This window comes from Prevotella sp. HJM029 (assembly GCF_000599605.1).
In the GTDB taxonomy this organism is placed as follows: domain Bacteria; phylum Bacteroidota; class Bacteroidia; order Bacteroidales; family Bacteroidaceae; genus Prevotella.
Genome location: NZ_AZHT01000094.1, coordinates 22,016 through 29,949, shown reverse-complemented (window position 1 = coordinate 29,949; position 7,934 = coordinate 22,016). Strand labels below are relative to the sequence as shown.

At 44.0% G+C, this 7,934-nt stretch carries 6 protein-coding genes; 1 reads left to right on the top strand and 5 read right to left on the bottom strand.

Features of this window, described 5'->3' with window-relative positions; genetic code table 11:
* Window positions 1–331: 331 nt before the first annotated feature.
* On the bottom strand, window positions 332–625 hold the full coding sequence (locus tag X919_RS14890) for a dihydroneopterin aldolase (protein ID WP_253270090.1): 294 nt from the start codon (window positions 623–625) through the stop codon (window positions 332–334).
* 112 nt (window positions 626–737) lie between these two features.
* Here X919_RS14890 and X919_RS0105450 point away from each other — a divergent pair, with 112 nt between their 5' ends.
* Window positions 738–1,568: a DUF4595 domain-containing protein gene (locus X919_RS0105450; protein WP_028899321.1), complete on the top strand. Its 831-nt coding sequence runs from the start codon at window positions 738–740 to the stop codon at window positions 1,566–1,568.
* A 493-nt stretch (window positions 1,569–2,061) separates the two neighbouring features.
* Here the strand turns inward: X919_RS0105450 and X919_RS0105440 are convergent, their stop codons facing one another.
* The 4 genes from X919_RS0105440 to X919_RS0105420 all read right to left on the bottom strand — a co-directional run bounded on the left by X919_RS0105440 (window position 2,062) and on the right by X919_RS0105420 (window position 7,545).
* The gene (locus tag X919_RS0105440; protein ID WP_028899320.1) at window positions 2,062–2,847 is read right to left on the bottom strand and encodes a class I SAM-dependent methyltransferase; all 786 of its coding nucleotides are present in this window, start codon (window positions 2,845–2,847) and stop codon (window positions 2,062–2,064) included.
* Window positions 2,848–3,098: 251 nt separating this feature from the next.
* On the bottom strand, window positions 3,099–4,214 hold the full coding sequence (locus X919_RS0105430; RefSeq protein ID WP_253270089.1) for a type I restriction endonuclease: 1,116 nt from the start codon (window positions 4,212–4,214) through the stop codon (window positions 3,099–3,101).
* Between the two features lie 346 nt (window positions 4,215–4,560).
* Window positions 4,561–4,935, bottom strand: coding sequence for a dihydroneopterin aldolase (gene folB / locus X919_RS0105425; RefSeq protein WP_028899318.1), 375 nt, complete (start codon window positions 4,933–4,935; stop codon window positions 4,561–4,563).
* A 24-nt stretch (window positions 4,936–4,959) separates the two neighbouring features.
* A complete protein-coding gene (locus tag X919_RS0105420; RefSeq protein WP_028899317.1) occupies window positions 4,960–7,545 on the bottom strand; it encodes an adenosylcobalamin-dependent ribonucleoside-diphosphate reductase in 2,586 nt (861 codons plus the stop codon).
* Between the last annotated feature and the right edge of the window lie 389 nt (window positions 7,546–7,934).

Below are 7,934 nucleotides of genomic sequence, written 5' to 3'. Positions count from 1 at the left end.
CACCCGTTTCAACAGGCGCAGAAAACGCTACTTGAAAACCTTCGTCCTCAAAAGCGAGTGCAAAGGTAATGCAAAATATTACAAACTCCAAATCTTTTTAGAAAAAAATTGATTGGGATTTATTTTTTAGTAATAAAAAAACAAGCTTTACCCATCTACGTTCATTGCGTATTATAATGTTCGCGTGAGTAAATAGCTATAAAAATCCATCATTCACCAAACACAAAAATCTTTTATCAAGCATTCTATCAATCGCATGAATACTCTAACTTATTTGCATATTGAATAGCATTTATAAGTTTTAGTTAGTATTTTACGCAACTTACTACATTTACTCTTCAAAAATAAACGTAAATGCGACACCTGCGCCATCGGCATCACCACCCATTGGCGGATTACACTTGAGTAATTGCAAAGAAATGGATGTAATACGAGGAAAAGCATGCTTCAAGCGTTGGGCAATGCGCTGTGCCACATGTTCGACCAAAGCCGAGGGTTGATTCATCTCCTCGGCTACAAAGGCATACACGTCGACGGAGGCATCAAAAGCTATTCGGGCGTGATGGCCATCATCATGGCATGGGAGGCGAATGTTTTTCGGACTGAAAGCGCCGGCCGAGCCCACGATTGACAAAAAAAACCTGAAAAGATTTGCCGCTCTCCCCGTTTTCTGCTACCTTTGCACCGCTTGATAAAATTCTTAGCATCAAATTTTTATTTTTTTATAATTCAACAAGATGAGAAAATTATTCCAACTCGCCCTCATGGTCACCCTGACCGCGGGCATCGCGATGATGACATCGTGCAGCAAAGACAACAGTGACGAACCCGAACAAAAGATGGTCAACGGAACGGACGTTAATCCGCGCAACGTTTTCCCATTAGGATTGCCCAAGAAGATCTCAGAGAAAGTGCTCACCCTGAACGAAAAGGGACAGCTCATCCAGCTTGCAGAGCCCAATGACGATGAAAGAATCACGTTTGAATATAAGGATGTTGCCTTAGGGTCGACCCAAGCACCGCAAGTGATATTAACAGAGACGGATGAGCCCGACAAACACGTTTATGAGCTTTATCTCAACCGGAACGGCTTTGTGACCCACGCCAAAGAGACCCACTACCGCAACGACCACATCGCCGGGAAAGCAACGTGGGATTTTGCCTACAACGCCGACAACCAACTGAAGGACGCGAAATGCTCGGCCGACAAGAAGCACATCGTTCTTGAATATCAAAATGGCAACGTCGTGAAAACAACAACCACCGCCGCGGGCAAACCCACCGAAGTAACCACCATCACCTATGCCACGGCTTCGACCAGACGGATTGAAAACAAAACGGGTGTGATGCTTTTCGCCACCACACTCGATGCCGATCTCGACTACCTCGAGGCGGCCTATTATGCCGGACTGCTCGGGAAGCCAAGCAAAAATCTGCCGCTGCAATCCGAAAAATCTGGTGATAAAGCCAATCTTAAATGGACGCTTGACAGCAATGGCAATCCCACTGCGCTCAATCAGAGTTTCAGCAATTCGTCAGAAAACTTCCGAATCTCTTTCACATGGTAGCCACCGGCACTCGCATCCCTTTCGCAGCAATAGCAAGGGATGCGAATTTTCACGGCTGAATACCCCAAAACGGTGAGCGGATGCGGGCTTTCACGGCTGAATATCCCCAAAAAAGTCAGCGGATGCGGACTTTCACAACCGAATACCCCAAAAAAGTCAACGGATGCGGACTTTCACAGCCGAATACCCCAAAAAAGTCAACGGATGCGGACTTTCACGGCTGAATATCCCCAAAAAGTCAACGGATGCGGACTTTCATAAACGCATAAAAACGGTTGTTCCCAACTTTGGGAACACATGAAAATGGCAAAAACAGGCGTTCCCAACTTTGGGAGCAAGCAAATTCTCGAAAAACGGTTGTTCCCAACTTTGGGAACACATGAAAATGGTAAAAACAGACGTTCCCAACTTTGGGAGCGGGCAAAATGCTGAAAAACGGCTGTTCCCAACATTGGGAACAGCCGTTTTTCTCACGTTGTTTCGGCCCTACAGCCTATTTTATGCCATAAATCAGTCCCATGTTCTGCAACATGAGGCACATGAGCGGATGCCGCTTGATGAAATCTTGCTTTTCAACGTGCAACATGCAGTGGATTTCTGCAATCCCCTCGCGACGCAGTTCTTCAACAAATGCGTCCATGTCGCCATAAAGCGCTTTGCTGCCGAAAAGGTCTTGAAAAGCAAAAGCACCACCTTTTTTCACCACACGCAGTGCTTCGCGCACCACTTCTCGCTTGTCGGGCTGGGTCTTCACCTCGTGGAAAACAAAGTTGCTCACCGCCGCATCAAAACTTTCGTCGGCAAAATCGAGCTTTGAAGCGTCACCCTTGCTGAAAGTCACACGGTCGGCCACCCCTTCAATCTCGGCATTTCGCTCGCATTGCTCCTTGGCATAGTCCCAGCCCATGCCCCAATAGTCCATTCCCTGCAGCGTGGCCTCGGGAAATTGCTTTGCACAACGATTGGTGAGCGCGCCGGCTCCGCAGCCAATATCAAGAAGCGTCCCGTGGCCATCCCAATCAAGATGGTCGATAAGAAACTGGTGGATTTCGCCCATCAGTCCCCCGCCATTAAAGGAAAAGGTGTGGTGACACACCTGCATGAAAACCGCGATGACGACTGCAGCAAGTGCCAAAAGACCGGCGATGACGGCAGCCCAGAAGTTGTGCCAGCAAAACGCGGAGAAGAAAAATAACAGTAGAAAAGCAACAGCACAACCGTAGCTGATGCGCAGGATTGTAGCGGGAACCCAGTTCCCATAATTTGTTCTTTGTTTCATTGCATATCCATTTGTTGTTAGAAATCGTGCTTTTGTTCAAGCTAAAGAAACGTGACGGAGCACCCTTTGTCCCGACGTGTCTGCAAAGATAAACAAAATTTTTTATACGCCACCACTTTAGCATGCCTGATGAATACAGAGAATGGGCACGTATCTGCAAAGATAAGACGTGACATTCGCAACAAAAAAACACGAGCCCTTATCAACCAAAAATGTTATGATAAGGGCTCGCGTAGAGGCTATAGTGTGATTTACTTACTCTTGTGATAGATGCTTGCAGCACCACCGGCTAAATCGATCAGCGTTTCGGGAGTCGGACGTTCAGCCATGAGTTTGCGCAACATATATAGATTGTAAACGCAATACAGCGTGTTGCTCACCGCAGGCTTCCAGCTATTGGGATCATTGGCATTGGCTAAAAGGCCATATTGGTTGGCTGCCTTAAAATCTCTTCCCATTGCTGAAAGCAGAGCCGCATTGGTGTAAACAAAATACTTATAATCAGTAGACTTACCTTCGACGTTGAGATGGGCAAACCGTTGGCTCAAATCAACGAACTGCTGATTAAGTTTCTCGCTATTGACATCTTGCAACCATTGATTATAAAGTGGTGCAGCTTCGGCCGATAATTTCGCCTCTTCAGGATAAGCGGCCTGCACCTTTTCGGCTACAGCAGTATATTGCAGTTTGCTATACTTGTCACCAACCAAAAAGAGTTGAACATCCTGTGCCAAACTATTGCCGGCATAATCGAGAGCCTTTTTGGCCGTTAAACCTTGAATGGCACCAGCATGCTCAGCAAAATAGCTTCCGGCTACCTCCTCTGTTCCCCATTTCTTCGCACTATTCTTATCGGTGATGACAATCTGCTTCGCCGCAGCATCATAACCCACATAGTTTTTGTCGACATAATTAGAGTCGATGACCGTGAAATTTACCAAGGTCTTCCCTTCCGCGTCTTTAATCTTACAAGCCACACCTAAACTATATTCTGTGCGAATACATACGCCAGCATAGGGGTCGCCATCATATTTGGGCTGCTGAAAATCATATTTCTTTTTAAACACAGGCTTCTTGGTGTAATAGACTTCCATCGTAAATTTAGCTGCACCTGACTTCACATTAATGCCATTACCCTTTCCTAAATTCATCTGTTCGGGCAACACGCCAATGGTTTGCTGCGTACCTTCAAACTTGTAAGTGTCATCGGGCGCAAGTTTTGTCAACAATGCCGGAGCAACGAAGCCCTTCATCTCTTTGGGCAACAAGTTCTCACGTGTGAATTTAAACGATTTTTGCGCAACAGCTTGCGCACTGCTCATTGTTAGGATGGCACAAACCATCCATGAAGATTTAAAATGAATCATACGTTATTTTATTAAAGAAATTATAATGTACATCGAAGAATCTTACTGAAGAATTAATCTATAACGCGCATGCTGCACTATTATTTGGATGGCCTAAATCCCATGCAAAAAAGGAAATCTTCTGCAGCTCAAAAACACTATATGTCATCGTGTAATCCAAATTTATGGCCGCGAAATTAAAGAATTCTATTGAAAACGACAAGAAAATAGCAGATAAATTATAAAGGATGTGTATTTCGCCCCCACAAGGCATAGGCATTTCAACAACAAAATATAGAATGGTTATGCGACGAGGAAATACCCAAGAAAGTCAACGGATTCGAATTTTCACGGCCGAAATGGCTTTCTATTCTTCAGAAACAAACGTAAATGCTACGCCTGCGCCATCAGCATCACCCCCCATTGGCGGATTACACTTGAGTAATTGCAAAGAAATGGATGTAATACGAGGAAAAGCATGCTTCAAGCGTTGGGCAATGCGCTGTGCCACATGTTCGACCAAAGCCGAGGGTTGATTCATCTCCTCGGCTACAAAGGCATACACGTCGGCATAGTTGAGCGTATCAGCCACTTTATCACTCGTGGCCGCAACAGCCAATGGGTAGCTTATCCGCAAATTGAGCACATAATCATTGCCTACTAAACGTTCCTGCGGCATCACACCATGGAAGGCATGAAACCGCAGGTTTCGCAATATAATCTCACTGGATTGTATTTTCATCGCCATGAAAAGTTTTGCGATATATTAGCCACAACGACTTGCACCACAATTGGTACAAATGAGACATCCTTCTTGGTAGACAAGGCTCTCGTGACCACAGACTGGACACTGCTGTCCATTAGCTTTGGTTCCATCAATAATGTATTTCTTCAAAGCACGCTCAACGCCATTCTTCCAAGTATTGATACTTTCATCTTTAAGTTGCAAAGAGCTAACCAACTTCATAACATGTTCAATAGGCATCCTGTAACGCAACACGCCTGAAATCAGCTTTGCATAATTCCAATATTCAGGATTGAACTTCTCACTTAATCCTTCAACGGTTGTCTTATAACCACGCTTATTCTCAAATTGGAAATCATAACGATGTACGCCTTCAGCTGTTGTCGACTTAATGATTTTACCTTTTGTCACGTTCTTAGGCAATACAATACCTTCCTCATCATCTTGTAGACCAGTAAAAATCTCATAAGGATAGCCATTGAGCAACCCTACAAAGGCCACCCATTTTTCTTTATTGTTTTGAAAACGCACAACATCACACTCTAATTCTTTTGGCCGAACTTCAGTCACCTCTGGTTGCTTACAAGGCAGACTCTCTTTGCCCATATCCTGTACATCAGCACCTTCAGCGTGTTTACCTTTTTTCTTATCATCTTTTGAAACAGAAATCATTACTCCTGCACGGCTTCCATCACGATAAATGGTACATCCTTTACAACCACTCTTCCATGCCTCTATATAAAGACGATTTACCAAGGCCTCATCTACATCATTGGGTAAGTTTACAGTTACACTAATACTATGATCTACCCACTGCTGAATAGCACCTTGCATTTTCACTTTCATCAACCAATCAACATCATTTGCCGTTGCCTTATAATAAGGAGATTTCTCCACCAATGCATCTATTTCATCTTGTGTATAACGCTTCTCGGTATCAAATCCATTGACTTGCATCCACTGCAAGAATTTACTATGGTAAACAATATACTCCTCAAAGCTATCACCCACCTCATCGACAAAATCTACATGCACATCCGTATCATTAGGATTGACCTTGCGACGACGCTTGTAAACAGGCATGAAGACTGGTTCGATACCGCTGGTTGTCTGCGTCATGAGCGATGTGGTTCCCGTAGGAGCAATCGTCAGGCAGGCAATATTGCGGCGTCCATAACGCTTCATATCGTCATAGAGTTCCGGATCGGCCTCTTTCAAACGTAAGACAAACGGATTTTTAGCTTCACGCTGCGCATCGAACACTTCGAAAGCGCCACGCTCCTTGGCCATCGTCACCGAGGAGCGATAGGCATTTAGCGCCAACGTTTTATGCACCAACACCGAGAAATCCGTAGCTTCTTCTGTGCCATAGCGCAAGCCCAATGCAGCCAACATATCACCCTCAGCCGTTATTCCTACGCCCGTTCGACGCCCCATGCTGCTCTTGCGTTTTATCTTTTCCCAAAGGTGATATTCCGTCTCTTTCACCTCATCATTTTCGGGATCAGCCTTAATCTTTTCAATGATTTGGTCTATCTTTTCCATTTCCAAATCAACGATGTCATCCATGATGCGCTGCGCATACTGCACATGCTGCTTGAACTTATCAAAATTAAACGTCGCATCAGCTGTAAAAGGCTTATCGACATAGCTGAAAAGATTGATGCTCAGCAAACGACACGAATCGTAAGGGCACAAGGGAATTTCGCCACAAGGATTAGTGCTCACGGTAGCAAAACCAAGGTCTGCATAACAATCAGGAATGCTTTCGCGCAAAATGGTATCCCAAAATAATACGCCTGGTTCGGCACTCTTCCAAGCGTTATGCACTATCTTTTGCCATAAGTCACGCGCAGAAATCTCTTTCTTCACCAAAGGCAAATCGCTATCAATGGGCCATTGCTGCACATAGGTTTTACCATCAATGGCCGCCTGCATAAACACATCGTCTAATTTCACAGAGACATTGGCACCCGTGACCTTTCCTTCCTCCATTTTAGCATCAATAAAAGCCTCACTGTCGGGATGTTTTATGCTCACCGAAAGCATCAATGCGCCACGACGACCATCTTGAGCCACCTCGCGCGTTGAATTGCTATAACGCTCCATAAACGGAACTAACCCCGTTGATGTCAGCGCAGAGTTATTCACAGGACTTCCTTTCGGACGAATATGACTCAAGTCATGTCCTACCCCACCACGACGTTTCATTAACTGCACCTGTTCCTCATCGATGCGCATAATAGCACCATAACTATCAGCCTTACCATCCAACCCTATCACAAAGCAGTTGCTCAAACTTGCTACTTGTTGTGTATTGCCAATACCCGTCATAGGACTTCCTGCAGGAACAATATAGCGAAAATGATCCAACAAATCAAAAATTTGCTGTGCCGTCAAAGGATTCTTATATTTTTTTTCTATACGCGCTACTTCGTTGGCTATCCGCCAATGCATATCTACAGGACTCTTTTCATAAATATTTCCGAAGCTATCTTTCATCGCATACTTATTCACCCACACACGGGCTGCCAATTCGTCGCCGCCAAAGTAGGATAAAGTCGCTTGAAAAGCCTCATCAAAGCTGAAAATCTTTTTGGTGTTCATTTTTATTATTATTCGTGATTTTTGTGCTGCAAAATTAGGATTATATTTCCAGAAAAGAAAATCCCTACGCGACTATTTTTATTTAAAAATTTCTTTTTTGAAAACTTTCACAACAAAACTTATTTAAAAGTTAACCAAAACAAAGAGATTGAAGCGCTATTCTTATCTACACAACTGCAATTTCGGATTTTAAAGAATATACTCTCCTTAATTCTATCGGGGAGTTCAATACTTCCTTGAGATTTCACCAAACAAAAAAACACCACGCCTATTATTTACTCATAAGCATTTCAGATGAGTTCCGGTTTAAAAATATGTATTTTACTCATTTATGGAAATAACTACCACTATTTTTACAACAAGTATTCAAGAAATAGTCTTTACCTTTG

Coding starts and splice junctions, on each gene's coding strand:
- X919_RS0105450 (WP_028899321.1), top strand. CDS start 738: ATGAGAAAATTATTCCAACTCGCCCTCATGGTCACCCTGACCGCGGGC.
- X919_RS0105440 (WP_028899320.1), bottom strand. CDS start 2,847: ATGAAACAAAGAACAAATTATGGGAACTGGGTTCCCGCTACAATCCTG.
- X919_RS0105430 (WP_253270089.1), bottom strand. CDS start 4,214: ATGATTCATTTTAAATCTTCATGGATGGTTTGTGCCATCCTAACAATG.
- folB (WP_028899318.1), bottom strand. CDS start 4,935: ATGAAAATACAATCCAGTGAGATTATATTGCGAAACCTGCGGTTTCAT.
- X919_RS0105420 (WP_028899317.1), bottom strand. CDS start 7,545: ATGAACACCAAAAAGATTTTCAGCTTTGATGAGGCTTTTCAAGCGACT.